Source organism: Kiloniellales bacterium (assembly GCA_030064845.1).
Lineage (GTDB): Bacteria > Pseudomonadota > Alphaproteobacteria > Kiloniellales > JAKSDN01 > JASJEC01.
In genome coordinates this window covers 66,534-91,515 of the sequence record JASJEC010000011.1, presented here as the reverse complement: position 1 = coordinate 91,515, position 24,982 = coordinate 66,534, and the positions used below count along the sequence as shown (strand labels likewise).

The following is a 24,982-nucleotide window of genomic DNA, read 5'->3' as shown; positions in this document are numbered from 1 at the left end:
GAGAGGCGCGCTGCCGAGCAACAGCAGAACGGTCGCCAGATACCACTTCTTGACTTCCGACATCGCCTTCGGGCCGCCAACGTCATTCTTGGTCTACGCCCCCGGCAAGACCGGTCGCCCTCTCGCCTAACGCTGCACCGCTTCGAGCGGCGTCGCGCCGTCCAGCCTGAGCGCCGTCGTGAACGGCCCTTTGTCGCTCGCCGCGGTCAGGGTCAGCACCGCGTCGTCTCCCAGCGCCACCCGCGGCAGGACCCACTCGCGACGCTGACCCGCGAGCACGTAGGTGTGGCCGTCGACTTCGGTCAGCGGCGCGCCGCCCTGCCGCAGCAGGGCAAAGGACGAGATCTGGGTATGCAGGTTCCCGGCGTTTTCGACGCTGAGCACGAGCTGGTCTTCCGCCTTCGGCTCCACACGCCAGACCAGGATCGAGTCGTCCGGCTCAACCGGCGCGACGAAGATCGGCAGGCTGATCCGCAGAAGGGTCGCGATGCGCCTTTCCCGACTCCTCGTCTCCTGTGGCACCTCCTGGATGAAGACCCGATAGGCCACTTCCCTGGGCTTCGCCTGGGGCCGGCGCAGGCCGATCCGGATGAGCTGCTCCTGCCCCGGCTCGAGCTTGAAGATCATGGGGTTGATCAGAACGTCGTTGCTCTCGTCGTAGGCGTCCTGGCCGGTCCGGTGATGCCAGGCGCGCACGCGGACATGGATCAGCGACGCCGACCTGCCCGTGTTGCCGACATTGATCACACTCATAGGCTGCCCGGCGGAGAGGTCGACGCGGATCGGCGAGACCTTGAGTTGCCCGGCCGCCGCCGACCCCGCCAGACACGACGAGGCGAGGCACAGCAGCACCGCGCCGAGCCGCAGCAACGACCGGCCTGGCGCGGGGCGCCTAGAAGTTGATCGTGGCGACGACATTGTCGATGTAGGGGCCAGATTCCACGAACTGGCTGCTCAACAGTTCACCGTAGACCTGCACGATCTCCGTCGCGCCGGTACCGGTCCCGGTCACCGTGTTGCCGGCAGTATTGCCCCAGTTCTGGTTCCGTCCGGGATCGCGGTAGAGAGCATAGTTCAGGACGTCCGCGCCGGGTCCGCCCATGGCGCGGTTGTTGACGTCGTTCGCGGTCGTACCGCCGTCGAGGCCGATCTCGTAGCCGGCACCGTTGGTGCAGGTGACCTCAAGGTTCGTGGCGACGTTGACGTCGGGCCCCGTAGGGTCGTAGGTGCCGAACGACAGATCGTTGGCTACGATGCTGCAGGTCGCGTTGACCTGCGCCGAAACCTGGAAGGTGTCGGAGCTTGTCTGAGCGTGCCCCTGGCCGGCGAAGCCTGCAATTCCCAGGACCAGCACCGCGGCGGCGAGCAGATTCCGCTGCCAGAACATCGAACTTCCTCCTATGCCTATCTCTTCGTACAGGCCCGCTTTTATTCTTACTTTCGAGCGGGTAGGAGGAAGCTTGACCAGTAAAAATTAAAATTTTTCAAATAATTATTCAAAGCGATTTAGTAATTACTAGAAGTTAGTCAAAGTGACTGGAGATTATTACATAGCGTTTAGATGTTTTATACTACGCGCTTTAAAGGAGAGAATCCGCCACAGCCTGACTGTTTCCCGGGACGGCCTTGCGGTCGAACGGAGCCGTGACGCTCATTTTCCGAACAGGAGAAACCTGTCGCGCTGACCCCTGTCGATCTGGACACCGGACGGACCCCGCGCCCGACGACGGCGCGCGTGGCGCCGCTCGGACCAGCGGTGATCAGCCGTCGGAACGTGCGGCTGGGGAAAATCGGGGCGCGAGGCCGCCGTTACTCGACCGGTTCCTTCTCCCGGTCGTCGGCCTTCTGAGGCGGCGGCAGCCTGCGAGTCTTGCCTTCGGGGTACTGGAAGCTGGGCTTGCCGTCCTTGATGTTGACCCGGACCACGCCGCCCTTGGCGAGCTTGCCGAACAGCAGCTCCTCGGCCAGCGGCTTCTTGATGTACTCCTGGATCACCCGGGCGAGGGGCCGCGCGCCGAACTGCGGGTCGTAGCCCTTGGACGCCAGCCACTCCCGCGCCTCCGAGCTCAGCTCGATGGTCACGTTGCGGTCGGCCAGCTGCGCCTCCAGCTCGATCACGAACTTGTCCACGATGTGGCTCATGATGTCCGGCGTCAGGCTGCGGAAGGCGATCACCGCGTCGAGCCGGTTCCTGAACTCCGGCGAGAACATCCGGTTGATCGCTTCCTCGTCGTCGCCCTCGCGCTGGCCACGCCCGAAGCCGATCGCAGGCTTGGCGAGCTCCGCCGCCCCGGCGTTGGTCGTCATGATCAGGATCACGTTGCGGAAGTCGACCGTCTTGCCGTTGTGGTCGGTCAGCTTGCCGTGGTCCATCACCTGCAGGAGGATGTTGAACAGGTCCGGGTGCGCCTTCTCGATCTCGTCGAGCAGAAGCACCCCGTGGGGGTTCTGGTCGATCGCGTCGGTCAGGAGACCGCCCTGGTCGAAGCCGACGTAGCCCGGCGGCGCCCCGATCAGGCGGCTCACCGAGTGGCGCTCCATGTACTCCGACATGTCGAAGCGGGTCAGCTCGATGCCCATCGACATCGCCAACTGGCGCGCCACCTCGGTCTTGCCGACGCCGGTCGGCCCGGAGAAGAGGTAGGAGCCGATCGGCTTCTCCGGCTCGCGCAGGCCGGCCCGGGCCAGCTTGATCGAGTCGGTCAGCGCGTCGATCGCCTGGTCCTGGCCGAACACCATGGTCTTCAGGTCGCGCCGCAGGTTCTTCAGCACGTCCCGGTCGTCCTTGGAGACGCTCTTCGGCGGAATCCGCGCGATCTTGGCCACGACCGCCTCGATCTCCTTCACGCCGATCGTCTTGCGGCGCTTGGATTCCGGCACCAGCATCTGAGACGCCCCGACCTCGTCGATCACGTCGATCGCCTTGTCCGGCAGCCTGCGGTCGTTGATGTAGCGCGACGCGAGCTCCACCGCCGCCTTCAGGGCGTCGCCCGTGTAGCGTACCTTGTGGTGCTCCTCGTAGTAGGGCTTGAGGCCCTTGAGGATCTTGATCGCGTCGTCGATCGAGGGCTCGTTGATGTCGATCTTCTGGAACCGCCGAACCAGCGCCCGGTCCTTCTCGAAATAGTTGCGGTACTCCTTGTAGGTCGTCGAGCCGATGCAGCGCAGCGTGCCGCTCTGCAGCGCCGGCTTGAGCAGGTTGGAGGCGTCCATCGCCCCGCCCGAAGTGGCGCCGGCGCCGATCACCGTGTGGATCTCGTCGATGAACAGCACGGCGTTCTCCTGGCCCTCGAGCTCACCGATCACCGCCTTCAGCCGCTCCTCGAAGTCGCCCCGGTAGCGCGTGCCCGCCAGCAGCGACCCCATGTCGAGCGCGAAGATCGTCGAGTCCTTCAGCACCGCCGGCACTTCGCCGGCGACGATGCGCCGGGCCAGGCCCTCGGCGATCGCCGTCTTGCCCACGCCGGGGTCGCCGACGTAGAGCGGGTTGTTCTTGGTCCGCCGGCACAGGACCTGGATGGTCCGTTCGATCTCCTGCTCGCGGCCGATCAGGGGGTCGATCTTGCCGCTCCGCGCCTTCTGGTTGAGATCCACGCAGTAGGCGTCGAGCGCCTCGTGCCCCTTGCGAACCACCTTCTCGGCGCCGGCCTCTTCGTCCGATCCGTGTACCGTGCGGGTCTCGTCCTTGCCCTGCACCTTGGCGATGCCGTGGCTGATGTAGTTCACCGCGTCGAGCCGGCTCATCTCCTGCTCCTGCAGGAAATAGACCGCGTTGCTCTCACGCTCGGAGAACATGGCGACCAGGACGTTGGCGCCGGTGACTTCCTCGCGGCCCGAGGACTGGACGTGGATGGCGGCGCGTTGCAGCACGCGCTGGAAGCCCGCGGTCGGGGTCGCGTCGCCGGCCTGGGCGGTGATCAGGTTGGACAGCTGGTTGTCGACGTAGTCGGACAGCTCGCCGCGCAGCCGGTCGACGTCGACGCCGCAGGCACGCAGGACCGCAACCGCGTCGGAGTCCTCGGTCAAGGCGAGCAGGAGGTGCTCCAAGGTTGCGTACTCGTGCCTGCGCTCGTTGGCGTAGGCAAGCGCGCGGTGCAGCGTCTGTTCCAGCGTGGCTGAGAGCATCGACCCTCTATTCCTTTTCCAATGTGCACTGCAAGGGGTGCTGGTGCTGGCGGGCGTAGTCAACGACCTGCGTGACCTTCGTCTCGGCGACCTCGTAGGTGAAGACGCCGCAGATGCCGACACCGCGCCGATGAACGTGCAGCATGATCTGCGTCGCTTCTTCGCGCGCCTTGCCGAAGAAGCGCTCCAGCACGTGAACCACGAACTCCATCGGCGTGTAGTCGTCGTTCAGCATCAGGACTTTGTACATCGACGGCTTCTTGGTCTTGGGCTTGGACTCGACGACGATGCCGGTCGTCGGAAGGTCGTCCCCTTCTCGCCCCTTGCCGCTCATGTTAGTGCCGATCCCAATACTCGTTCCTCAACTCCTATGAGGACGCTTCCACCGCGACGCGCCTAAGACATGATATTGGGATTCACCCAGCTTGGAAAAGGGTCTCGTTAACGCGGTGAAACCAATTCCCTGGAGATATCAACCTACCATAATACGGACGCCCGACGGAATGCGATCGCCCGGGAGAATCCTGACGGAGACAGGGACGCTCTTTTTTCTGATTGCTGTTTTCGGTAGAATTTACAAGATTTTTTTCGACTTCAAGGAATAGGCCCGGAGCCGGCGGTCCGCGCCGGCGAACACAAAAAAAGGCCTCTGACGGTTCAGAGGCCTTTTCGCAGGCTTTCCCGGTCCCCTTCGCGCGGCCGTGCCGCGTCTCCAGGGACCGGGTATCCGAAATCCGGATCGGATCAGAAGCTGACGGGCTTCCACATCTTTCCGGTCGTGTCCTCGACGCGCGCCTGGATCGGCGCCATGGCGTCGCTGGCCAGCTTCATCGACATCTCGGTCAACTTGCTGTACTCGGCGACCGCCTGGTCGATGCTCTTGCGGGCGAACTCGCTCTGCAAATCGACCATCTCCTTGATGTTCTTGGCGCCCATGATGGCCTTCGCCGCCGAGACGTTGCCCTCGATCGAGCTGCGGGTGAACTCCATCATCTCCTGGCCGATGGTCTCGAAGCCCTTGGCGTAGATCGTGCCCGACTTCACCATCGCCTCGTAGTTCTGCTGGCCGAGATCGCTGAAATCGCCGTAGCCCTCGAACATGGCCTTGGACGTCTTCTCGACCTGCTCCTTGGTCATCGCGACGGCCTGGTCGTAGCTCTTGGTCGCCGCAACCGTACCGGCCTCGACGACGGCCTCGACGGTCTCCTTGCTGGCCGTCATGGCATCCTCAACGGTCTTGGCCGGCTTGGCGGTCTTCCCGTTGGTCTTTCTCGTGGTGGTCATCGTTCCTCACTCCTGGCTCGTTAGACGGCTGCGGCGCTTCGAAATTCCCACCCAGCGCCTCAGACCGAACGTTGCTTTGTCGGCGGCTATCAGCTTTATGCTGCACCGCAACATAACCGATAACATAGCCACTCCAGACCCGGGGTCAAGGGTTTATTGTGCATTGCAACATAATTTTCTCGTTATCTTGCCGCTTGTCCGCGGCCAGGGGCCATGCCAGAGTTTCGCCGACTTCAGCTCACCCGATTCTGGCAAGCAACGGGGGCGAGACTTGGCCGGCGAGCGACCATGACCTATTGCCTCGCGATCAAGGTAAACGAAGGGCTGGTCTGCCTGGCGGACGGTCGGCTGACCAGCGGGACCCAGGTCACCCAGGCCCGCAAGATCTCGCGCCACGGCGCGGCCGGCGGCGAGGTCTGCGTCATGAGCTCGGGGCTGAGATCGCTGCGCGACAAGACCCTGGCGTACTTCGACCGGGCGCTGGAACAGAGCGGCCCGAACGGCACCGCCACGCTGCTCGACGCGGTCGAGACCTACGCCCGGTGCCTGCGCGCCGTGGCGGACGATGACCGCGAGACCCTGGAGCGCTCGGAGCTCAGCTTCAATCTGCACAGCATCCTGGCCGGCCAGATCGGCGAGGACCGGGAGCCGAGCCTCTTCCTGGTCTATCCCGAGGCGAACTGGATCGAGGTCGGGCAGCGCAGCCCGTACCTGGCGATCGGCGCCACCGCCTACGGCAAGCCTATCCTCGACCGGGCGCTGACCGTCGAGAGCGATCTGGAGACCGCGCTCAAGCTGTCCTACCTGTCGTTCGATTCGACCCGCTTCAGCTCGTCCGACGTCGGCTTTCCGCTCGATATCATGACTTTCGCGACCAGCGACTCGACTTGGCGCGAGGCACACTACGACTACGACGAGCTGACCGACCAGCGGCGCTGGTGGAACGAGCAGCTGACCAAGCTGGCCCGGGAGATGCCGGTCGGCCCCTGGGTACGCCCCCTGGTTCCCGGCACCCGGCTGGCCCTGGTCAAGGACGAGACGTGAGCCCATGCCCAAGGAAGCGCCGGGAGCTCCTCGAGACGGTCGTTCCGTGCCATCATGACGGGCAGGAGGCCACTTAACCTTATTGTAATCGTCAGAGAATTACCCTGGACACCTCGTGGTTAACTCCCCTAGAATCTTAATCGAATCATCGAAATCCTCGGCCTTGTTCGGGATCTAAACTTTGGCCCGTGGCGCGAAAGTTTGCTCTGTTGGATTGAATCCAAGGCGCTGGGCCGGGGTTCTTTCTCTTTGTGTGGGCATTTTCCTGGCCACCGCTCTGGCGAGCCCGGCTTCCGCGCGCTACGCCTCGATCGTGGTCGACAGCATGACCGGCCAGGTGCTCTACGAGGTCAACGCCGATACGCGGAACTACCCGGCCTCGCTCACCAAGATGATGACCCTTTATATGGCGTTCGAGGCGCTGGAAGACGGCCGGCTAAGACTGGATCAGAGCCTGAAGGTATCGCGGCGGGCGGCGCGCCAGCCGCCCTCCAAGCTGGGACTGAAGCGCAACCAGCGGATCACGGTGAAGCAAGCGATCCTGGCCCTGGTGACCAAGTCCGCCAACGACGTCGCCGTGGTACTGGCGGAAGCGCTCGGCCGGACCGAGCGCAAGTTCGCCCAGCAGATGAACAAGAAGGCCCAGCTCCTGGGCATGAAGCGGACCAACTTCCGCAACGCCTCGGGCCTGCCGAACCGCCGCCAGCTGAGCACGGCGCGGGACATGGCCAAGCTCGTCACCGCGCTGATCAGGCACTATCCGCAGTATTACAGCTTCTTCTCGGCGAAGACGTTCCGCTACCGCGGACGCACCCACACGAACCACAACACGCTGCTGACCAACTACGACGGCACCGACGGGCTGAAGACGGGCTACACCCGGGCCTCGGGCTATAATCTCGCGGCTTCAACCGTGCGGGACGGGCGTCGCCTGGTCGCCGTGGTGTTTGGCGGCAGGACGGCGCGTTCGCGGGACAAGCACATTACCGCGCTGCTCGAGAAGGGCTTTTCCAAGCCCATCCCGCTGGTGAGTCATACCCCCGGATCGAAGCCGGGCAAGCTGATCGCGGTGGGCGCGCCGGCAGTCAAGCAGAAGAGCCGGGCCAAGTTCGCGCGCGGGACTTCCGGCATGCTGCCGGTGCCGCAGCCCAAGCCCGAGGCACTGCTGACGGCGCGCCGCGCCGGCTCGCAGCTGGTGGAGACCGTTTCGATGGCGGGCCGCTGGGGCGTCCAGGTCGGCGCGTTCTATCGGGTGAAACCGGCCGAAAACGCCGCGTCGAAGGCCGCGCGTAAGCTGCCGAAGATACTCGGCGGAACCCAGGTGCTGATCCGCAAGATCAAGGGCCGGAAAGGACTGCTCTACCGCGCCCAGTTGATCGGCTTGAGCGAGAAGCAAGCCCGGCTCGCCTGCCGGCAGCTGAAGTCGGCCAAGATCGACTGCATGGTGGTCCGGGGCCCCAAGAAGCTGAAGGTCGCGCTCAACAACACGCGCGGCAGCTGATTAGGCGAACCGGCCGCCCCTTCACCGGGCGCACTCCGCAGAGAACCCTGCATCTGTCTCTCACGGGTCCGCCTGTCAAACATCCTTGACTTGCGTGGTTCGACAATTCGAGTAATTTCGAACCATGGATCCGAAGCAAGCGACACGGGCGCTCGCCGCCCTGGCCAGCGAGCATCGCCTCGCGATCTTCCGTCTGCTGATGCGGCAAGGCCCCAGCGGGCTGGCGGCGGGCGAAATCGCCAGGCGGCTCGACATGGCGCCATCCAGCCTCTCGTTCCACCTCGGTCAGCTCGAGGGCGCGGAACTCATTCACGCCTGGCGCCGCCAGCGCCATATCTTCTATGCCGTGAGCGTCGAGGGCACGCGGCGGGTCCTGTCATTCCTGACCCAGGATTGTTGCCAAGGGCACCCCGAGATCTGCGGCGAACTGACCGCGCAGTCGGATCTCTGCGATGACTGAAACGAGGGAGGGATCGATGAGCGGGAAGATCTACAATGTGCTTTTTCTCTGCACCGGCAACTCGGCGCGCAGCATCATGGCCGAGTGCATCATGAACCGGATCGGCGGCGACCGCTCGCGGGGCTACGGCTTCAGGGGTTACAGCGCCGGCAGCCACCCGGCCGGGCAGGTCAACCCCTACGCCCTCGAGCTGCTGGAGAGCGAGAATTATCCGGTTAAGGACCTGCGCTCCAAGGACTGGGCGGAGTTCGCCGAGAAGGGCGCACCACCGATAGATTTCGTCTTCACAGTCTGCGACAACGCGGCCGACGAGGTCTGCCCGGTCTGGCCCGGTCACCCGATGAGCGCGCATTGGGGCCTGCCCGATCCGGCGGCCGAGGACGGCCTGGAGGCCGAGAAGCGGATCGCCTTCGCCGAAGCCTTCCGCATGCTCTCCAACCGCATCAGCGTTTTCGCCAATCTGCCCATGGAGTCCCTGGACCGCCTGACCCTGAAGAAGCGGCTCGAAGAGATCGGGCGCTCCACCGCGGGCGCCGCAAAGCAAGACGCTTAGATTGGTGGTCCACACTTTCGACAAGCCCCGGCGCCTGACGGCGGAGGCACTGGGTACCGCTCTGCTGCTCGCCACCGTGGTCGGCTCGGGCATCATGGGTGAGCGCCTGGCGGGCGGCAACGTCGCCATCGCGCTGCTCGGAAACACCATCGCGACCGGGGCGATCCTCGTCGTCCTGATCCTGGTCTTCGGACCGATCTCGGGGGCCCATTTCAATCCGGCGGTAACCCTCAGCTTCGCGCTTCGCCGCCAGATATCGCCACCCGACGCCCTTCTCTACGTGGGCGCGCAGGTCGTCGGCGGGCTCGCCGGCGTCTTCGCCGCCCACTTCATGTTCGAGGAGGCAGTCCTGCAGTTCTCGACCAACAGCCGGACCGGCCCCGCCCAGTGGTTCGCCGAGATCGTCGCGACCTTCGGCTTGGTCGCGACCATCCTCGCCTGTGTGCGCTGGCGGCCACCGGTCGTGCCCTTCGCCGTCGGCCTCTACATCACGGCGGGCTACTGGTTCACCGCCTCGACCTCCTTCGCCAATCCCGCGGTGACGATCGCCCGGGGCTTCACCGACACCTTTTCCGGCATCCTGCCCGCCCACGTGCCCGGCTTTATTGTCGCTCAGCTCGTGGGATCGGTGCTCGCAACCCTGATTTTCGGCTGGCTTCTGGCGCCGCTGCCGGCGGAGAGCGCGGAGGGCGAATCGCTCAAGGAGCCGGCGGCGCGCTGAGCATTTCCTCCTGCTCGCGGCAAAGGGCGAGAATCTGCCGCTTGACGTGCCACGGCGTGTCGACCGATTGCAGGGTCAAGGCGCCGAACTCCAGCATCCAGCGTTCGAGCCGGGGCCGGAGCCGGGCCTTACCGTGCTTCTGCCAGCGATCGAAGCGCCAGGGCCGCGCCGAGACGACCCGGCCGCGGCGCGGCATGAAGATCCAGGCCGGATGGCGCCCGCCGTTCCGGTCGATGACCGTGGCGCGGCGCGGCGCGTAGTCCGGGCCCTCGTAATGGGCGATGGCGAGCAGGGCGTCGCCCGGCAGGTTCCGGACCAGAAGGCCGTCGAGCCGCCGGCCGCTGCGTCGGGTCAGGACCGGAAAGTCGCCGCGGGCCGCCCGCACCCGCCGATAGCCGGGCAGAACGGCCGGTTCCACCCGCATTTGGCGACAGCGCTCGCCGAGCACCGCGCGGCAGACGTCGTCGTCCATCAAGGTGCCGTAGAAGAAGAACCGCACGCTCCGCCCCGGGGTCAGTCCGCAGGCAGGGAAAGGCCGCAGGCCTCGAGATGCGCCGAGAGCGCGGCCTTTAGGCGGGCGAGCCCCGCCTGGTCGGCGGCCTCGCAGCGGGCGACCAGGACGTCCTGGGTGTTGGAGGCGCGCAGCAGCCACCAGCCGTCATCGGTCTTGACGCGCACCCCGTCGATCTCGTTGACCTCGGCCCCCTCGGCGGCCAAGCGCTTCTTGACCTCGCTGATCACCGGCTGCTTGCGGTCCTCAGCGCAGGGAAACCGCAATTCCGGCGTGTTGACCAGCGGCGGCAGGCCGTCCCGGTAGTCGGCCAGGCTGCGGCCGGAGCGGGAGACCGCGCCGATCAGGCGCACCGCGGCGTAGAGGCCGTCGTCGAAGCCGTAGTAGCGGTCGGCGAAGAACAGGTGCGCGCTCATCTCGCCGGCGAACAGCGCGCCGGTCTCGGCCATCTTCGACTTGATGAGGGAATGGCCGGTCTTCCACATGATGGCGTCGCCGCCGGCCGCGGCGATCCCGTCGAACAGCGCCTGGCTCGCCTTGACGTCTGCGATGAAGGTTGAGCCGGGATGCTGCTTCAGGATGTCCTCGGCCATCAGCAGCATGATCTGATCGCCCCAGAGAACGCGGCCCTGTCCGTCGATCGCGCCGATTCGATCGCCGTCCCCGTCGAAGGCCACGCCGAGGTCACAACCTTCGGCGAGCACCAGCTCCTTGATCTGGCGCAGGTTCGCTTCCACGGTCGGATCGGGGTGGTGGGCCGGAAACAGCCCGTCGATGGTCTCGTTCAGCAGCAGGTGCCGGCCCGGCAGGCGCTGCGTGAGCGCGGCCATGGCCTCGCCGGCGGCGCCGTTGCCGGCGTCCCAGGCGACCTTGAGGTCCCGGATCCCGTCATAGTCCTGCGCCAGGCGCTCGACGTAGCTGTCGAACACCGCATGGTCGCTGATCTCGCCTCGGCCCGATTCGAAGTCTCCCGCCTCCGCGATGCGCCCCAGATTCCGGACGTCGTCGCCAAAGAAAGCGGCCTTCTTGAGGGTCATCTTGAAGCCGTTGTAGTCGGGCGGATTGTGCGAGCCGGTCACCATCACGCCGCCGTCGACCGGCAGGGCGTGGGTCGCGTAGTAGAGCATCGGCGTCGGGCCGCGGCCGACCCGCCGCACGTCGACGCCGGCCGACGCGAGGCCCTGGACCAGCGCCGCCTCCAGTTCGGGCGACGAGAGGCGACCGTCGTAGCCGACCGCCGCCGCCGACCCGCCGCGCCGCCGGATGACGGTGCCAAAGGCGCGGCCCAGCGCCTCGGCGTCCTGTGCCGAGAGGGTCTTGCCGACGACCCCGCGGACGTCGTAGTCGCGCAGGATCGTGGGGTCGAAACGATGCTCCGAGATCGTCATCACACGGCCTCCTGCCGAACCTGCTGCGGGTCCAAGGGTCCGGGCCGACCGATCGAGCGGTAGCGGAAGCCGGCGGCGGCGACCTCGCCCGGCATGTAGATGTTGCGCAGGTCGACCAGGATCGGCTGGCGCAGCAGCTGCTTGGCGCGCGCCAGGTCGAGCGCCCTGAACTGGTTCCATTCGGTGATGATCACCAGGGCGTCGGCCTCGCGCATGGCGTCATAGGCGTCCTCGCACCAGACCACGCCGCCGAGCAGCGGCTCGGCCGCCCCCATGCCCTCCGGGTCGTAGGCGCGGATGGCGGCGCCCTCCGCCTGCAGCGCCGGTACGATATCGAGGCTCGGGGCCGCCCGCATGTCGTCGGTGTTCGGCTTGAAGGTCAAACCGAGCACCGCGAGGGTCTTGCCGCGCACGGAACCGCCGCAGGCCTCGATCACGCGCCCGGCCATGCTCTTCTTGCGCTCCTGGTTGACCGCGACCACGGTCTCCACGATCCGTACCCCGCCGCCGGCCTCGCGCGCCGTCTGCACCAGCGCCTCGGTGTCCTTGGGGAAGCACGACCCGCCGTAGCCCGGCCCCGGGTGCAGGAACTTCGAGCCGATCCGCCGGTCGAGTCCGATGCCGCGGGCCACCTGCTGAATGTCCCCGCCGACCCGCTCGCAGAGGTCGGCCATCTCGTTGATGAAGGTGATCTTGGTGGCGAGAAAGGCGTTGGCGGCGTACTTGGTCAGCTCGGCGGTTTCCAGGGTCGAGAACAGGATCGGCGTCTCGTTGAGATAGAGCGGCCGGTAGATTTGCTTCATGACCTCCTTGGCGCGCTCGGCCTCGCAACCGAGGACCACGCGGTCTGGGCGCATGAAGTCCTCGATAGCGGCGCCCTCACGCAGGAACTCGGGGTTCGAGACGACGTCGAATGCGGCGTCCGGCCGCGCCTTGCGAATGGTCTCGGCGACCTTGCGCCCGGTCCCGACGGGCACGGTCGATTTGGTCACCACGACGGTGTAGCCGTCCATGGCGAGGGCGACCTCGCGCGCAGCCGCGAAGACGTAGCGCAGGTCAGCCTTGCCGTCGGCCTCGTCCCGCGGGGTGCCGACTGCGAGGAAGACGGCGTCGGCCTCGGCGACCGGCCCGGCCAACTCGGTTGAGAACGACAGCCGCCCGGCCTCTGCGTTCTCTGCCACCAACCTGTCGAGCCCGGGTTCGAAAATGGGAATGCCGCCCTCGTTCAGGGCGCGGATCTTCTTGGCATCCTTGTCGATGCAGACCACGTCGTGGCCGAAGGACGAAAAGCAGGCCCCGGACACCAGCCCGACATAGCCCGTGCCGATCATCGCTATGCGCATTCTCTCCGATCCTCCAGAATTTGGCCCTTAGCGTAGCACCATGCCGGTCCTTCGCTTGCGAAAGTGCTGCGCATCCTGACCGCCGCGGGACCGATCACGAGGGCTGATAGCGCTTGAGGATCTCGGTCAGCTCGGGCGCCAGGTCCGGCCGCGCCAGGGCGAAGGCGATGTTGGCCTCCAGGAAGCCGGCCTTGTTGCCGCAGTCGAAGCGCGTGCCCTCGAAGCGGAAGCCGTGAAACGGAATCCGTCCGATCGTCCGGGCCATGGCGTCGGTCAACTGGACCTCGTCGCCCGCGCCCTTCTCCTGGCGATCGAGCTCGTCGAAGATCTCCGGCTGCAGGATGTAGCGGCCGATGATCGAGAGGGTCGAGGGCGCCGCCTCGGGCGCCGGCTTCTCGACCAGTCCCTTGACCGCCGCCAGACGCCCGTCGTCGCTCACCACGTCGAGGATGCCGTAGCGCGAGGTCTGTTCGCGCGGCACGTCCATGACCGCGGCCACGTTGCCGCCAATCTTGTTATAGACCTCGGCCATCTGCTTGAGGCAGGGCTGATCGGACAGGATCAGGTCGTCCGCCAGAAGCACGGCGAAGGGCTCGTCGCCGACCAGGTTGCGCGCGCACCAAACGGCGTGGCCGAGTCCGAGCGGCTCCTGCTGCCGGGTATAGGCGACCTGGCCCGGTGTCGGCAGCAACCGCTCGATCTCTTCCAACTCGGCCGACTTGCCGCGCGCCTGCAGGCTGTCGTGAAGTTCCCAGCTGTGATCGAAGTGATCCTCGATCGCCGTCTTGCCGCGGCCGGTCACGAAGATAAATTCCTCGATCCCCGCGGCGCGGGCCTCCTCGACCGCGTACTGGATCACCGGCTTGTCGACCACCGGCAGCATCTCCTTCGGCATAGCCTTGGTCGCCGGGAGAAAGCGCGTGCCCAGCCCGCCGACCGGAAAGAGCGCCTTGCGCAGCGGGCGGGGGTCGGTGGTTTTGGCGGTGGTCATATGGCGGATCCCCGGGAGAAGAACGGCGTCAAGGCGGCTCTATGCGCGTGACTGAAAGCCCGGGGTATGCCACAGGCGACCCCTCGGCACAAGCGGGGAGCGCACCCAGAAACCGCGTAACATCAGTTGATTAACAGCCGTTCGGTGGACCGGAGCCGGGCCCCTCGCGCCGGGTCGGCGGGGCTACCTACTCGCCCAGCAGCAGCGACTTCGCCTGGTTGATCTTGGCCGCCAGGTAATTCGAGCCGCCGAGATCGGGATGGATCTTCTGCATCAGGCGGCGGTGCGCCTCGCGGATCTCCTTTTCGCCGGCGCCTTCCTGGAGACCCAGGACGGCATAGGCCTCTTCCCGGGTCATGATGCCGGGTCCCTGGCCTGCCTGGGCACCGGCCCGGCCCGCATCGGCCCCGGCGGCCTCCCGCCAGTCGTCCGGCTGGGTCCGGTCAAGGTAGGCTTCGAGCACCGCCGCCGACTGGCCGTCGTTCGCCGCGCACTCCTGCAGCAGCGCGAGCAGTTGCGGCAGGTCGAGATCGTCGAGCCGCCCGCCGGCGAACTGGCCTTCGAGGATCTCGCCGTTCATGGCGCCGCTGTCGTGATCAAGCGTCATGCGCAGGTAGCGGGTGGTGATCTCGGAGGTCTGCCCCGGGCTCGGACCGGTGGCCGCCTTCAGCCGCTGCCACAGCGGACCGCCGCGGGCGAGCAGGATGCTGGCAAGGAAGATCAGCAGCGGAACGAGCAGGCTGCGCGCGAAGGCCAGCGCGGCGAGGGCGAGAAGCCCGCCCAGGATCAGCGCCACCCAGCGCAAGGCCTTGAGCACGTCCTTCGGCTCCGCGTTGATGAACCAGCGGCCGAGCAGGATCGACGCGACCAGAATCGCGATGCCGAGTATGAAATAGGCGATCATGAGACCGCGCCCGCCGCCGGCACTACTTCACCTGGTGGGTCAGCTGTTTGACCACGCCGCCGTGACGCTGGGAATAGTCGGCCAGCGCGCGCCGCCCACCGGCGGCAAAGACCGCGACGGCGGCCAAGAGGTCGCGAAGCTGCTGGGGCGAGTTGGCGTCGAACGGACAGAAGGCGCCGCCCGACAGCCGGGCGACCTGACGGAACGCATTGGCGGCGATCGGGTCGGAACCCTCATGGAACATGAAGCAGGGAACGCCGAGCAGGCCGAGCTCGCCGGCCAGGTGGCCGAGCTTGTCGATGTCCTCTTCGAGGCTGTCGCCCACGAAGACCAGGGCGTTGACCTTTTCCGCCTTGGCCTGCTTGGCGGCGTGCTTCAGCAGCTTGGCGATCTGGGTGTGGCCGGCCAGGCAGAACACCTTGGTCATGCGGCGCAGCATCTCCTTGGATTCGGAGATCCAAGGACTGGCGTGGAACTCGCCGAAGCCGCGGTAGTAGGCGAGCTGGATCTCCAGCCCGCCCAGCGCCGAGGTCTCCTGGAACATCTGCGCCTGGATGTGGCTGGCGCGGTCCCAGGTCGGCTGACGGCTGGCCGTCGCGTCCATGGCGAAGATCAGGCGCCCGCGCTGGCCCGGGGTGTGCGGGCTCGGCGTGGTCGCGACCTTGCGCAGGAAGCTGTCGATCTCCGCGCTGGAAGACTTCCGGCTCGGTAGCTTGCTGTCGCCTGGCACCCTCGATCTCTCCTTCGCTTAAGCACCGCCCGGGCGGCCGACACGGTATATACGGCGCAAAGCGCCGCGCCGCTCAAACGGCCCCGATGATAGCACTACAGACTATATTTAGGGACGCCCGAGGCCGTGCGGTAGCCACGAGGGAGCGGACCGTCAGGCCGGCCTCAGCCAGACCGCCGTGTCGTGGTAAACCGCCCCGCCACGCGGCGCCCCGGCGTCCGCGCTGACCAGGGTATTGATGCCCCGGCCCTCCTCGAAGGCGCTGTTGGGCCAGATGCTCTCGACCACCAGGACATCGGGCTGGAGGCCGTCGAAGACCTGGGCGTGCAGCACGACGCTGCCGAGACGGTTGCCGATCCGGACCCGCGCGCCGTCGGCGATGGCCAGGCGGCCGCAGGTCTCGGGATGCAGGAAGACCGTCGGACGGCCCTCCCGCTTCCGGCTGCCCGGCGTCTCCGTGAAGCTGGTGTTGAGGTAGCTGCGGGCCGGCGCGGTCACCATGCGGAAGGGGTGATCGGCGTCGGCGGCGTCGATGGTCTCCCAATGCCCCGGCAGGGCCGGCATGGCCTCCGCGTCGCGGCCGACCCGGCGCCAGTCCGCGCGGAAGTGGAAGCGCCCGTCCGGCTGAGCGAAGCCGTCCAGGAAGTGCGCCTTCTCGAACGGCTCGGCGCAGTCGAGCCAGTGCTCGCGCCAGACCTGCTCGGCCGAGGAGTGGCCCGAAGCCTCGAAGGTGGCGGCGATCAGCTCCCAGGCGGTCATCTCGAATCCGGGGTGCTCGGCGCCGACGCGCTCGGCCAGCGCGCAGACCACCTCGTGGTTCGAGCGGCACTCGGGCAGCGGCGGGATCACCGCCTTCGCGACCTGGAGGAAGGTGTGGCCGCTCGCCGTGTAGTAGTCGTCGTGCTCCAGGAAGGTGGTCGCCGGCAGCACGATGTCGGCCATGGCCGCGGTCTCGGTCATGAACTGCTCGTGCACGCAGGTGAAGAGGTCGTCCCGCGCCAGGCCCTCCAGGCACTTGGCGCTCTCCGGGCAGATCACCGCCGGGTTGGTGTTCTGGATGAACAATGCCGTGACCGGCGGCCCCGCGCCCAGGTCGCGCCGGTCGCCGGTCAGGATTGGCCCGAAGCGCGACTGGTCGAGGGACCGCACCGACTTGTCCAGGCGGTCGAGCCCCTCGATCAGGGTCTTGTCCAGGTGGTAGATCGCGCCGTTGCCCCACAGCGCCCCGCCGCCCTCGACCTGCCAGGCCCCGGTGATGGTCGGCAGGCAGGAGACGGCGTGCACGTTGGCGGCGCCGTTGCGCGAGCGCGAGAAGCCGTAGCCGACCCGGATGAAGCTGCGCCGGGTCGAGCCGTAGAGCCGGGCGAAACCCTCGATCTCCTGAACCGCCACGCCGGTGATCGCGGCGGCCCAGGCCGGCGTGGCCGCCGCGTAGTGCGCCTCGATCTCGGCGTCCCAGTCGCTCAGCCGGCCGAGGTAGTCCCGGTCCGCCAGGCCGTCGCGCAGCAAGACGTGGCCGACCGCCGCCGCCAGGGCGCCGTCGGTTCCGGGCTTGGGCATGAGGTGCAGGTCGGCCTGCTGGGCGGTGCCGGTGCGGTAGGGGTCGACCACGACGAGCTTGGCCCCGCGCGCCTTCCGCGCCTTGGCGATGTGGCTCATCACGTTGACCTGGGTGTTCACGGGGTTTCCGCCCCACACCACGATCACGTCGGACTGGGCGATCTCGCGGGTATCGACGCCGGCCTTGACGCCGACCCCGGCGAGCCAGCCCGACTCGGCCAGCGTGGTGCAGACCGTCGACCACTGCCGGGAGTAGCCCTTGGCGTGGCGCAGGCGCTCGATGCCGTCGCGCTGCACGTGGCCCATGGTGCCGGCGTAGAAGTAGGGCCAGACCGTCTCGGCGCCAAAGCGCTGCTCGGCCTTAAGGAGCGCCTCGGCGGTCTCGTCGAGCGCCGCCTCCCAGGAGACCTCCTCGAAGCTCTCGATCCCGCGGCCCTTCTCGCCGACCCGCCGCAGGGGGCGGGTCAGGCGGTCGGGGTGGTGGACCCGTTCGGCGTAGCGCGCGACCTTGGCGCAGATCACACCCTCGGTGTAGGGATTGCCGCCGGCCCCACGGACCCGCCCGATGCGGCCCCCGGCCAGGCGCTCGACCTCCAGCGCGCAGGTGCTGGGGCAGTCGTGGGGGCAGGTCGAATGGACCCACTCGGAAGCGGTCTTGGCGTCGAGGGGCATGGCCGAGCGCCTTCTCGTGGAAGCTCCGTCGCGGCGCCGAGGGTAGCGGCGAACCGGAGCCGCTTCAATCAGGACGAAGCGGCAGGGTGTCGGTCCTCAGGATTAGCCTTCTTTCTTCCTGGGCCGCATGGCCGCCCACTCTTCGTCGGTCAGGTTCTCCATGATCGAGAACTGGCCGGCGCCCTTGACCCAGCCGGCGCCGTCGATGGTGACCACCTCGCCGCTGACGTAGGCCGAGCCGTCGGCCACCAGGTAGACCGCGAGGTCGGCCAGCTCGCGGTGCTCGCCGACCCGGCCGAGGGGGATCCGGCGCAGCCATGCGCGCTCGGCCTCCTCGCTGGGGATCAGCCGTTCCCAAGCGCCCTTGGTCGGAAAGGGCCCGGGCGCGATTGCGTTGAGGCGGATGTCGTGGGGACCCCACTCGGCCGCCAGCGAGCGGGTCATGGCCAGCACGCCGGCCTTGGCCATGGCCGAGGGCACGACGTAGGGCGAACCGGTCCAGGCGTAGGTCGTGACGATCGAGAGCACGTTGCCCGGTGCGCCGTCTTCGATCCAGCGCTTGCCGCAGGCCCAGGTCACGTAGGCCGAGCCGTGCAGCACGATGCCCAGGACCGCGTCGATCGCCCGCGGCGACAGGGTCTCGGACTTGGCGATGAAGTTGCCGGCCGCGTTGTTGACCAGGACATCCAGGCCGCCCTGCTCGTCCCAGATCGCCCCGACCATCGCTTCGACAGCGTCGGGATCGCGGATGTCGCAGGCGTAGACCTGGGTCCGCTCGCCGAACGCGCCGTCGAACTCGGCCTTGGTCTCGGCGAGCACCGCCTCGCGGCGCCCGCAGAGGGACAGCCGCGCGCCCAGCTCGAGGAAGCGATGGGCCATGGACTTGCCCAGGCCCGTACCGCCGCCCGTGACCAGGATCCGTTTCCCCTCCAGCAACCCCGCCGCGTACATGAGCCCCTCTTTGTTTTCCCGGTCCCGCCTCAGGGTCCGAAGACGAGGCCGACCACCTGGCCGTTGGCCAGCTGCAGCGCCACCTCGGGGCGCCCGACGCCGTTGTCCACGACCTGCAGCGAAGAGGTCACCTCGGCGCCGAGATCCACCTGGATCAGCTCCTCCATGGGTCCGCCGGCGAAGGTCACGACGCGCAGGCGCGTGCGCGCGTTGTCCGGCACGATGAGATCCGGCACGGCGTCGCCGTTGGTGTCGAGAATGGCCGAGAGCCCAAGCTCGGGCGCGCCGATCCGATGGTTGGAGAAACCCTCGACCCGGTGGAAGGCGACCAGGCGCCCGCCTTCGAGACGGCTGAGCACGAGGGTGCCGCCGATGTGCGGGGTCTCGACATAGGCGACTTCGCGCCGCCCGTCGCCGTCGAAATCGTCGACGCCGATCGGATTGAGCCAGCGGAAGGCCTTTCCGATGGGCTCGCTCTCGGCGACGATGCTGAGCCTCCCTTCGGACAGCCCGACCAGGACCAGGCGGGCGCCCAGGCTGACGTGGGTCTTGACCAGCAGGATCTCGGAGAGGCCGTCGCCGTTCAGGTCGACCAGCCGCGGGATGCGGTCCTCGAAGACCTCGTTGGCGGGGAGCTTCAAGGACAGGATATCGCCGCTCGCCGTCTCGACCGCGAGTCCGGAAGCCTCGACCGGGTCGCCCAGCACGCCGTGCGCGTAGCGCGTCGTCGGACCGATCAACCAGGCGGTCCGGATGTTGCCTTCGCCGCGGCTGACGACTCCGTCCGGCAGCGAGCCGCCGGCCGCCCCCTCGCCCGCGGTCTCCGGCGGAAAGGGCAGCTCGGTGCGCGGCACCTGTTGAACCTGGATGGCGCCCGTCTCCGACGCCGCGGAGACTGCAACGGCGAGGATGAGGAGGCTAAGGCACCGGATCGGAAGCGAAGCTGTGAGCCTGGTCAAGAGGCGACTCCTAACGCACAAGACCGAGTTTTAAACCGCGCGGGATCGTGGCAGAGCCGAATGAAGTGGTCAAACCGTTCCCCCCGGGGTTCCGATCTGCGGAGCCAGCCGGAGGCCCCATGATCAGCTAAGAAAACAACGGAAAGTGTTTGCAAAAGCCCCTGATATCACTGGTTTTTCTCGCCGTCTCGCCGAGCATGCCGGCGTGCCGCGATCCTGCCGAGAACGAGCGCGCCGAATATTGACACAAGCACCACGACAAGAATCAGCATCACCAGGAAGATGCCGCCGATTTCTTCTTGTGGCAGCTGAAAGTACGCGACCACACCAAGTGCCAGAACCGCCGCAAGACCGCCGAAAGTCAGATCGGGTGGCAGCCTGAAGATCCAGCCCGCGAGCATCGTCAGCGTAGTCTTGCGATTCATTTCCAAAGACCACCACGGAGCGGCTGCTCGAGAGATGCAGGAAAATCCAAACATTGATTTAAGAAGCACCCTAGAGCGGTCTCAGCGGCCTGACGCATAACTGAAATCTTGAAGTGGTGGACAGGCGCGAGAACGTCCCCTTACTCTCTCCCGCGTTGTACCGGAGTCTCATACAGCAACAATCCAAAGGGGGAGGGTTGAATGTCGTTCCGTGGTCGTCAATTCGCAGCCGTCGCAGTCTCACTCGCGTTCCTGGCGTCGGTGCCCGCCGCCGCAGACGACGATGACGACGGAGGCGACTATGGAAAGCGGCCCGACTTCGTGACGGGACCGATCAGCCGCATCGTCTACGACGGCGTGAACGACGACCTCCTGACCGGCGGCCTGGGCAAGGACGGGCTCGCCTTCCTCACCCCGCCACCGGCGCTTGCGGACCCCCTGAACCCGACCGCCGCGGAGCTGCGGCGCCTCGCGATCTACAACAACTACCGCGCCCTGATCGACACCACGGAAGGCGGCGGCTACGGCACCATCTACGGGCCGAACATCCGGGCCGACGGTTCCGACTCCATGGAGCAAGGCCTGATCCCCGGTGTCGAGGTCATCGCCTTCGCCAACGCCCGCTCGGACGGTGATGACGAGGATGACGATGACGACGGCGGCTCGGCGCGCCGCAACGTCACCATGATGGTCCAGGTGCCGGACAGCTTCGATCCCGCGCAGGCCTGTATCGTGACCGGCCCCTCCTCTGGCTCGCGCGGCGTCTACGGGGCGATCGGCACCTCTGGCGAGTGGGGCCTCAAAAACGGCTGCGCGGTCACCTACACGGACAAGGGCACAGGCACCGGCGCGCATTACCTGCAGGACAACACGGTCGGCCTGATCGACGGGAAGCGCCAGGACGCGCGCCTGGCCGGCAGGAACTCCACCTTCACCGCGCCGATCTCCAAGCGGCAGCGCCAGGCCTTCAACGCAGAGACGCCGAACCGCTTCGCCTTCAAGCACGCCCACTCGCAGCGCAATCCGGAGAAGGACTGGGGCCGCGACGTTCTGCGGTCCATCGAGTTCGCCTTCTACGTCCTGAACAAGGAGTACCCCCGCGCCGGCCTCCACCCGTCCAACACCATCGTCATCGCTTCCAGCATCTCGAATGGCGGCGGCTCCTCGGTGCGCGCGGCGGAGCAGGACCGCAAGGGCCTGATCGACGGCATCGCGGTCTCCGAACCCAACGTCAATCCGCGCTTTGATCCGCGCTTCACCATCGTGCAGGGCGACGACGCGCCGATCGTCAAACACAGCCGCAGCCTCTACGACTACACGTCGCTGGTTCATCTCTATCAGGGCTGCGCCAATCTCGATCCGGCCATCGCAGACGCCGGTGCCAACTTCTTCGGCACCGGCGGTGACTTCGAGGCACTCGGCGTCGCACGCTGCGCTTCCCTGGCCTTGCTCGGCCTGCTGAGCGCATCGGATCTCGAAGACCAAGCCGCCGAAGCCCAGCGGATCATCAACGACTTCGCGATCCAGCCGGAGCAGAACATCGTCCAGCCGTCGCATTGGACCTTCTTCATTCCCCAGGCGGTGACCATCACCTACGCCAAGGCCTACTCCCGGGCCAGCGTGCTCGACAACGTCTGCGGCTACAGCTTCGCGGCGGACGTTGCGCTGGCCCCGGCGCCAATCAGTCCGTCGGGTGAGGCCATCCTCTTCTCCACATCCGGCGGCATCCCGCCCACCGGCGGGGTCCAGGTCATCAACAACGATTCGCTCGGGGGCCCTCTGCGGGACAGCTTCTCCATATCGTCGAACGGCGTGGCGGATCAAAACATCGAAGGCGCGCTCTGCGCGCGCGCCCTTGCTACCGGCCGCGACCCGGTCAGCGGGGACCGTCTCGAGGGCGCAGAGCGGAAGCGCCACAAGGCTCTGCTGCGTGGGATCAAGGAAGTCCGGGCGAAGGGCGACCTCGGGGGCCTGCCGGCGATCTTCGTCACCGGGCGCAACGACGCCATTCTGCCGATCAACCACACCTCGCGCGCCTACTTCGGGCTCAACGCGGTGGTCGAGGGTACCGACAGCAACCTGCGCTATTACGAGATCCTGAACGCCCAACACCTCGACGCGTTCAACGCTTTCTTCCCGGAGTTCGCGCAGGCCTTCATCCCGCTGCACCACTACTTCCTCGAGGCGCTCGACATCATGCTCGACCACCTGCGCAACGGCACGGCGCTGCCGCCGAGCCAAGTGGTCCGGACCGTACCCCGCAGCATAGAGGGCCCCGACCTGTCCGACGCCAACCTGCCGGAAATCAAGTCGCCGGCTGCCGAAGGCGACGAGATCACCTTCGCCGAAGGACAGGTCCGGATTCCGGATTGAGCGGGTACCAGAACGAGGGCGGGCTGGCCTTTTCGGCCGGGCTCCCTATCTGTCTGGAATGGCGGGGCGGTTGGCGCCCCGCCTTTTCATGAGCCGGGAGGACGAACGAAATGGCAGAGCGGCATTGGAAGGTTTACCTGTCGGGCGAGATCCACACCGACTGGCGCGAGCAGATCGCGGCCGGTATAGCCCAGGCCGGCCTTCCGATCCGGCTCGACGCGCCGGTCACGGTTCACGAAGACAGCGACGACTGCGGAACCGTCATCCTGGGCGCAGAGGACAAGGCCTTCTGGCACGACAGGAAGGGCGCGGCGATGAACGCGATCCGCACGCGAACGCTGATCGGCGAGGCCGACGTCGTAGTGGTGCGCTTCGGAGACAAGTATCGGCAATGGAACGCCGCCTTCGATGCCGGCACCGCGTCGGCGCTCGGCAAGGCGGTGATCACACTGCACGACCCGGCTCTCAATCACGCCCTCAAGGAGGTCGACGCCGCCGCGCTCGCGGTCTGCGAGACGCCCGAGCAGGTCGTGCAGACCCTGGCCTACGTGATCCAGGGCCGCCTGCCCAGCCGTTCCGGCAGCCTGGCGGCGGAGTAAGGAAGCTCGGCCGGAGCCGGACCGGCCGGCGGCCATTTCGATGCCACCGGGCGGCCCGCTCCCCCGGCCACGGCACGCTACATGCCGGTCTCGACCCGGGTCGGACTGACCACAGTCCAGGTGACGCCATTTGCCGCGCCCTCCAGGGCGGCGGTTATGACGAGGGTCACTCAGCCGAAGAAAACCGCTAGTCTGGAAGGGCCTGGATTGCGGCCAGCCAGTCACCACTATGACAGATCCAACACCGGGTCGGCCGCCGGCGGATTGAGAACGGCGAAACCATGCTGCCTCGGGGATCGACCTACCAGGAACTGCAGGACGGCTTCGTCTGGCGGGTCCCGGATCGCTACAACATCGGCGTGGATATCTGCGACAAGTGGGCCGGCAGCGACCGAGTCGCGCTAGTGCACAAGCGCGCGGACGGCGCGGTCGAACGCTACAGCTTTCAAGACCTCGCGCGGGACTCGAACCGCCTGGCCAACCTGCTTGCGGCGCGCGGACTAGGACGCGGGGACCGGATCGGCGTGCTTCTGCCCCAGGCCCCGGAGACCGCGCTGGCCCACATCGCCGCCTATAAGCTGGGCGCCATAGCCGTCCCGCTCTTCACCCTCTTCGGTCCCGAGGCCCTCGCCTTCCGCCTGGCGGACAGCGGCGCCAAAGCCCTGATCACCGACCACGCCGGTATTGAGAAGATCACCGGGATTCGCGACGCGCTGCCGGGGCTGTCGATCCTGCTGTCGGTCGACGGCCCTGCTGCGGATGCCGAGGACTTCCACGGCCGGCTCGCCGAGGCTTCAGACGGCTTCGAGGCGGTCGACACGGCGGCTGACGACCCGGCGCTGATCATCTACACCTCGGGCACCACCGGCCCGCCTAAGGGTGCGCTCCACGCCCACCGGGTGCTGCTCGGCCACCTGCCCGGTGTCGAGCTGCCCCAGGAGCTCTTTCCGCAACCCGGCGACCTGTTCTGGACGCCGGCCGACTGGGCCTGGATCGGCGGCCTGATCGACGTGCTCCTGCCGGCCTGGCACCATGGCGTGCCGGTGCTGTCCCACCGCTTCGCCAAGTTCGACCCCGAGGCCGCCTTCGCGCTGATGGCCGAGTTCGGCGTGCGCAACGCCTTCATGCCACCGACCGCGCTCAAGATGATGCGGCGCGTCGCCCATCCCTGCGAGCGCTGGGACTACGATGTCCGGTCCATCGGCAGCGGCGGAGAGACCCTGGGCGCCGAGCTGCTCGACTGGGGCCGCGAGGCCTTCGGCCTGACGATCAACGAGTTCTACGGCCAGACCGAATGCAACCTCGTGGTCTCCAACTGCGCCGGGATCATGCCGGTCAAGCCCGGCGCCATGGGCCGCGCCGTCCCGGGCCACGAGGTCGCGGTGGTCGACGAGGCAGGCGTTCCCCTGCCCGACGGCGAGACCGGCGGCGTCGCGATCCGGCGGCCCGATCCGGTCATGTTCCTGAAGTACTGGAACAACCCCGAGGCCACGGCGGCCAAGTTCCGGGGCGACTGGCTGATCACCGGCGACACGGCGGCGCGCGACGCCGAGGGCTATTTTCACTTTGTCGGCCGGGACGACGACGTGATCACCTCGGGCGGCTACCGCATCGGCCCGGGCGAGATCGAGGACTGCCTGCTCAAGCACCCGGCCGTGGCCATGGCCGCCGCGGTCGGCGTACCGGATGCTGAGCGCACCGAGCGGGTCAAGGCCGTGCTGGTGCTCAACGAGGGCTTTCAGCCGAGCGACGCCCTGACCGCCCAGATCCAGGCCTACGTGAAGACCCGCCTGGCCGCCCACGAATACCCGCGCGAGGTCGAGTACCGCGACAGCCTGCCAATGACCGCAACCGGCAAGATCATGCGCAAGGACCTGCGCTAACGGCT

At 67.1% G+C, this 24,982-nt stretch carries 23 protein-coding genes; 8 read left to right on the top strand and 15 right to left on the bottom strand.

Going from position 1 to position 24,982, the window contains the following annotated elements:
- Window positions 1–126: 126 nt before the first annotated feature.
- The 5 genes from QNJ67_06570 to QNJ67_06550 form a co-directional block, all read right to left on the bottom strand.
- On the bottom strand, window positions 127–870 hold the full coding sequence (locus tag QNJ67_06570; protein ID MDJ0608624.1) for a molecular chaperone: 744 nt from the start codon (window positions 868–870) through the stop codon (window positions 127–129).
- 22 nt (window positions 871–892) lie between these two features.
- Complete coding sequence (locus QNJ67_06565) at window positions 893–1,387, bottom strand: spore coat U domain-containing protein (protein MDJ0608623.1); 495 nt, start codon at window positions 1,385–1,387, stop codon at window positions 893–895.
- A 422-nt stretch (window positions 1,388–1,809) separates the two neighbouring features.
- Window positions 1,810–4,125, bottom strand: coding sequence for an ATP-dependent Clp protease ATP-binding subunit ClpA (gene clpA / locus QNJ67_06560; protein MDJ0608622.1), 2,316 nt, complete (start codon window positions 4,123–4,125; stop codon window positions 1,810–1,812).
- Window positions 4,126–4,132: 7 nt separating this feature from the next.
- On the bottom strand, window positions 4,133–4,459 hold the full coding sequence (clpS, locus tag QNJ67_06555) for an ATP-dependent Clp protease adapter ClpS (GenBank protein ID MDJ0608621.1): 327 nt from the start codon (window positions 4,457–4,459) through the stop codon (window positions 4,133–4,135).
- 410 nt (window positions 4,460–4,869) lie between these two features.
- Window positions 4,870–5,409, bottom strand: coding sequence for a phasin family protein (locus QNJ67_06550; GenBank protein MDJ0608620.1), 540 nt, complete (start codon window positions 5,407–5,409; stop codon window positions 4,870–4,872).
- A gap of 288 nt (window positions 5,410–5,697) precedes the next feature.
- Between QNJ67_06550 and QNJ67_06545 the strand changes: the two genes are divergently transcribed.
- From QNJ67_06545 to QNJ67_06525, 5 genes are all read left to right on the top strand, one after another.
- Entirely contained in the window at window positions 5,698–6,453 is a 756-nt protein-coding gene (locus QNJ67_06545; protein MDJ0608619.1) for a peptidase, read from the top strand.
- 253 nt (window positions 6,454–6,706) lie between these two features.
- Entirely contained in the window at window positions 6,707–7,954 is a 1,248-nt protein-coding gene (locus QNJ67_06540) for a D-alanyl-D-alanine carboxypeptidase (GenBank protein MDJ0608618.1), read from the top strand.
- Between the two features lie 124 nt (window positions 7,955–8,078).
- Window positions 8,079–8,414, top strand: a complete 336-nt coding sequence (locus tag QNJ67_06535; GenBank protein MDJ0608617.1) for a helix-turn-helix domain-containing protein — start codon at window positions 8,079–8,081, stop codon at window positions 8,412–8,414.
- Between the two features lie 16 nt (window positions 8,415–8,430).
- Window positions 8,431–8,967 carry an arsenate reductase ArsC gene (locus tag QNJ67_06530; protein ID MDJ0608616.1) on the top strand — a complete coding sequence of 179 codons (537 nt, stop codon included), beginning with the start codon at window positions 8,431–8,433 and terminating at the stop codon, window positions 8,965–8,967.
- A gap of 4 nt (window positions 8,968–8,971) precedes the next feature.
- Window positions 8,972–9,688, top strand: a complete 717-nt coding sequence (locus QNJ67_06525; GenBank protein ID MDJ0608615.1) for an MIP/aquaporin family protein — start codon at window positions 8,972–8,974, stop codon at window positions 9,686–9,688.
- Here QNJ67_06525 and QNJ67_06520 read toward each other — a convergent pair.
- The 10 genes from QNJ67_06520 to QNJ67_06475 form a co-directional block, all read right to left on the bottom strand.
- Complete coding sequence (locus QNJ67_06520) at window positions 9,666–10,187, bottom strand: gamma-glutamylcyclotransferase family protein (GenBank protein ID MDJ0608614.1); 522 nt, start codon at window positions 10,185–10,187, stop codon at window positions 9,666–9,668. The two genes, QNJ67_06525 and QNJ67_06520, sit on opposite strands and share 23 nt — an antisense overlap.
- Before the next feature lie 14 nt (window positions 10,188–10,201).
- Complete coding sequence (locus tag QNJ67_06515; protein MDJ0608613.1) at window positions 10,202–11,587, bottom strand: phosphomannomutase/phosphoglucomutase; 1,386 nt, start codon at window positions 11,585–11,587, stop codon at window positions 10,202–10,204.
- The gene (locus QNJ67_06510) at window positions 11,587–12,930 is read right to left on the bottom strand and encodes a UDP-glucose/GDP-mannose dehydrogenase family protein (protein MDJ0608612.1); all 1,344 of its coding nucleotides are present in this window, start codon (window positions 12,928–12,930) and stop codon (window positions 11,587–11,589) included. Before QNJ67_06510 ends, QNJ67_06515 begins: the two co-directional genes overlap by 1 nt.
- Before the next feature lie 94 nt (window positions 12,931–13,024).
- Window positions 13,025–13,921: a UTP--glucose-1-phosphate uridylyltransferase GalU gene (gene galU / locus QNJ67_06505; protein ID MDJ0608611.1), complete on the bottom strand. Its 897-nt coding sequence runs from the start codon at window positions 13,919–13,921 to the stop codon at window positions 13,025–13,027.
- Window positions 13,922–14,108: 187 nt separating this feature from the next.
- Window positions 14,109–14,825 (bottom strand): DnaJ domain-containing protein, encoded by a 717-nt coding sequence (locus QNJ67_06500; protein ID MDJ0608610.1) that lies wholly within the window; start codon window positions 14,823–14,825, stop codon window positions 14,109–14,111.
- A 22-nt stretch (window positions 14,826–14,847) separates the two neighbouring features.
- Entirely contained in the window at window positions 14,848–15,555 is a 708-nt protein-coding gene (locus tag QNJ67_06495; GenBank protein ID MDJ0608609.1) for a VWA domain-containing protein, read from the bottom strand.
- A gap of 153 nt (window positions 15,556–15,708) precedes the next feature.
- Window positions 15,709–17,787, bottom strand: coding sequence for a molybdopterin oxidoreductase family protein (locus tag QNJ67_06490; protein MDJ0608608.1), 2,079 nt, complete (start codon window positions 17,785–17,787; stop codon window positions 15,709–15,711).
- A gap of 102 nt (window positions 17,788–17,889) precedes the next feature.
- On the bottom strand, window positions 17,890–18,738 hold the full coding sequence (locus QNJ67_06485) for an SDR family oxidoreductase (protein ID MDJ0608607.1): 849 nt from the start codon (window positions 18,736–18,738) through the stop codon (window positions 17,890–17,892).
- Between the two features lie 29 nt (window positions 18,739–18,767).
- Window positions 18,768–19,697: a hypothetical protein gene (locus QNJ67_06480; protein MDJ0608606.1), complete on the bottom strand. Its 930-nt coding sequence runs from the start codon at window positions 19,695–19,697 to the stop codon at window positions 18,768–18,770.
- A 167-nt stretch (window positions 19,698–19,864) separates the two neighbouring features.
- Complete coding sequence (locus QNJ67_06475; protein ID MDJ0608605.1) at window positions 19,865–20,122, bottom strand: hypothetical protein; 258 nt, start codon at window positions 20,120–20,122, stop codon at window positions 19,865–19,867.
- 201 nt (window positions 20,123–20,323) lie between these two features.
- On the opposite strand from QNJ67_06475, the gene QNJ67_06470 reads away from it, so the two are divergent.
- From QNJ67_06470 to QNJ67_06460, 3 genes are all read left to right on the top strand, one after another.
- A complete protein-coding gene (locus tag QNJ67_06470; protein MDJ0608604.1) occupies window positions 20,324–22,495 on the top strand; it encodes a 3-hydroxybutyrate oligomer hydrolase family protein in 2,172 nt (723 codons plus the stop codon).
- A gap of 110 nt (window positions 22,496–22,605) precedes the next feature.
- Complete coding sequence (locus QNJ67_06465) at window positions 22,606–23,094, top strand: YtoQ family protein (protein MDJ0608603.1); 489 nt, start codon at window positions 22,606–22,608, stop codon at window positions 23,092–23,094.
- 281 nt (window positions 23,095–23,375) lie between these two features.
- Window positions 23,376–24,977: an acyl-CoA synthetase gene (locus QNJ67_06460; GenBank protein MDJ0608602.1), complete on the top strand. Its 1,602-nt coding sequence runs from the start codon at window positions 23,376–23,378 to the stop codon at window positions 24,975–24,977.
- Window positions 24,978–24,982: the final 5 nt, after the last annotated feature.

What these genes read in the sequence shown, in the direction of transcription:
- QNJ67_06490 (MDJ0608608.1), bottom strand. Translation starts at nt 17,787, where the DNA reads ATGCCCCTCGACGCCAAGACCGCTTCCGAGTGGGTCCATTCGACCTGC.
- clpS (MDJ0608621.1), bottom strand. Translation starts at nt 4,459, where the DNA reads ATGAGCGGCAAGGGGCGAGAAGGGGACGACCTTCCGACGACCGGCATC.
- QNJ67_06515 (MDJ0608613.1), bottom strand. Translation starts at nt 11,587, where the DNA reads ATGACGATCTCGGAGCATCGTTTCGACCCCACGATCCTGCGCGACTAC.
- galU (MDJ0608611.1), bottom strand. Translation starts at nt 13,921, where the DNA reads ATGACCACCGCCAAAACCACCGACCCCCGCCCGCTGCGCAAGGCGCTC.
- QNJ67_06550 (MDJ0608620.1), bottom strand. Translation starts at nt 5,409, where the DNA reads ATGACCACCACGAGAAAGACCAACGGGAAGACCGCCAAGCCGGCCAAG.
- QNJ67_06485 (MDJ0608607.1), bottom strand. Translation starts at nt 18,738, where the DNA reads ATGTACGCGGCGGGGTTGCTGGAGGGGAAACGGATCCTGGTCACGGGC.
- QNJ67_06465 (MDJ0608603.1), top strand. Translation starts at nt 22,606, where the DNA reads ATGGCAGAGCGGCATTGGAAGGTTTACCTGTCGGGCGAGATCCACACC.
- QNJ67_06475 (MDJ0608605.1), bottom strand. Translation starts at nt 20,122, where the DNA reads ATGAATCGCAAGACTACGCTGACGATGCTCGCGGGCTGGATCTTCAGG.
- QNJ67_06545 (MDJ0608619.1), top strand. Translation starts at nt 5,698, where the DNA reads ATGACCTATTGCCTCGCGATCAAGGTAAACGAAGGGCTGGTCTGCCTG.
- QNJ67_06565 (MDJ0608623.1), bottom strand. Translation starts at nt 1,387, where the DNA reads ATGTTCTGGCAGCGGAATCTGCTCGCCGCCGCGGTGCTGGTCCTGGGA.
- QNJ67_06535 (MDJ0608617.1), top strand. Translation starts at nt 8,079, where the DNA reads ATGGATCCGAAGCAAGCGACACGGGCGCTCGCCGCCCTGGCCAGCGAG.
- QNJ67_06470 (MDJ0608604.1), top strand. Translation starts at nt 20,324, where the DNA reads ATGTCGTTCCGTGGTCGTCAATTCGCAGCCGTCGCAGTCTCACTCGCG.
- QNJ67_06510 (MDJ0608612.1), bottom strand. Translation starts at nt 12,930, where the DNA reads ATGCGCATAGCGATGATCGGCACGGGCTATGTCGGGCTGGTGTCCGGG.
- QNJ67_06530 (MDJ0608616.1), top strand. Translation starts at nt 8,431, where the DNA reads ATGAGCGGGAAGATCTACAATGTGCTTTTTCTCTGCACCGGCAACTCG.
- QNJ67_06500 (MDJ0608610.1), bottom strand. Translation starts at nt 14,825, where the DNA reads ATGATCGCCTATTTCATACTCGGCATCGCGATTCTGGTCGCGTCGATC.
- clpA (MDJ0608622.1), bottom strand. Translation starts at nt 4,125, where the DNA reads ATGCTCTCAGCCACGCTGGAACAGACGCTGCACCGCGCGCTTGCCTAC.
- QNJ67_06460 (MDJ0608602.1), top strand. Translation starts at nt 23,376, where the DNA reads ATGCTGCCTCGGGGATCGACCTACCAGGAACTGCAGGACGGCTTCGTC.